Source organism: Streptomyces sp. NPDC054841 (assembly GCF_053611045.1).
Genome location: NZ_JBSGZO010000914.1, coordinates 1 through 1,276, shown reverse-complemented (window position 1 = coordinate 1,276; position 1,276 = coordinate 1). Strand labels below are relative to the sequence as shown.

The 1,276-nt window shown below is 70.5% G+C and carries 2 protein-coding genes; both read right to left on the bottom strand.

What is annotated here, in order from left to right:
* Window positions 1-110: 110 nt before the first annotated feature.
* Window positions 111-557 (bottom strand): DUF2550 domain-containing protein, encoded by a 447-nt coding sequence (locus ACWGI8_RS44405; protein WP_453669325.1) that lies wholly within the window; start codon window positions 555-557, stop codon window positions 111-113.
* A gap of 145 nt (window positions 558-702) precedes the next feature.
* On the bottom strand, window positions 703-1,074 hold the full coding sequence (locus ACWGI8_RS44400; protein ID WP_453669323.1) for a F0F1 ATP synthase subunit epsilon: 372 nt from the start codon (window positions 1,072-1,074) through the stop codon (window positions 703-705).
* Between the last annotated feature and the right edge of the window lie 202 nt (window positions 1,075-1,276).

Here is a 1,276-nt window from a genome sequence, read left to right as displayed (position 1 = left end):
GCATCGCACCGCCCCCGCTTCACGTTCTGCGTCCTACGTTCTGCGTTCCTCGCTCTGCGTCCTGCGTCCTGCGTCCTGCGTTCCGCACTCTGCGTTCCTCGCTGTGCGCGCTACGCGACATTGACTCGCTGCCCGGGAGGCGCCGCCTCCAGCCAGGCGAGGAAACCGGTCAGTGCGTCCTCGCTCATCGCCAGCTCAAGGCGCGTCTCCCGGTGGAGACAGCCCAGCACGATCGCGTCCGAGAGCAGCGCCAGCTCTTCCTCGCCCTCCGGCGTACGCCGCGAGAGCACCTCGATCTGGGAACGCTCCAGGACCCGCCGCGGCCGGGGCGCGTACGAGAAGACGCGGAACCATTCGACCCGGTCACCGCTGTAGCGGGCGACGCCGTACACCCACCCTTTGCCGGAGTGGTCGCTCTCCTCCGGGACGTTCCAGCGCAGGCTGCAGTCGAAGGTGCCGCCGGAGCGCTGGATCAGTCTGCGGCGCAAGCCGAAGACGAAGAGCCCGATCACCACCAGTGCGACGACCAGTCCGCTCACAAGCAGAGCGAGGAACATCTTCACCGACCTCCTCGCTTCGTCCCGTAGCGGAATACAACCTGCACCTGCACCTGCACCTGCACCTGCATTGCCTCAGCCGCGACCCGGTCTGGAGAAGTCCAGCCCGGGCCGCGGCTGAGGGTGGTCCATCAGCGGGGTGCGCTCAGCGCACCGCCACCGCACGCAGCCGGACGTCGGCGCGCCGCTCGGCGGCGCCGTCCGACTCGGCCTTGGCGCGCTCCAGCGCACGCTCGGCGCGCTGGGCGTCGATCTCGTCCGCCAGCTCGGCGATCTCCGCCAGCAGCGACAGCTTGTCGTCGGCGAACGAGATGAAGCCGCCGTGCACAGCGGCCACGACCGTTCCCTCGCTCGTACGGATGGTCACCGGGCCCGATTCCAGCACACCGAGCAGCGGCTGGTGACCGGGCATGACGCCGATGTCGCCGGACGTGGTGCGCGCCACGACCAGGGTGGCCTCGCCGGACCAGACCTGGCGGTCGGCGGCGACCAGCTCGACGTGCAGCTCAGCAGCCAAGGGTGGCTCCTCGGGTCACCACCCGGCGGTCATGCCGGGTGTTGGGTCATAAGTCTAATAGGGCTCCGTGCGCCGAAACGCCGGGGCTCACCCCAAGCCTCTCGGCCGGGGGTCCGGGGGCCGCGCGGCGTCAGCCGCATACGGGTGCGGTCCCCTGGTAGGGCGTACAGAGGGGGGCGGGCGGGACCCGCCCCCCTCTGTG

Coding starts and splice junctions, on each gene's coding strand:
- ACWGI8_RS44405 (WP_453669325.1), bottom strand. CDS start 557: ATGTTCCTCGCTCTGCTTGTGAGCGGACTGGTCGTCGCACTGGTGGTG.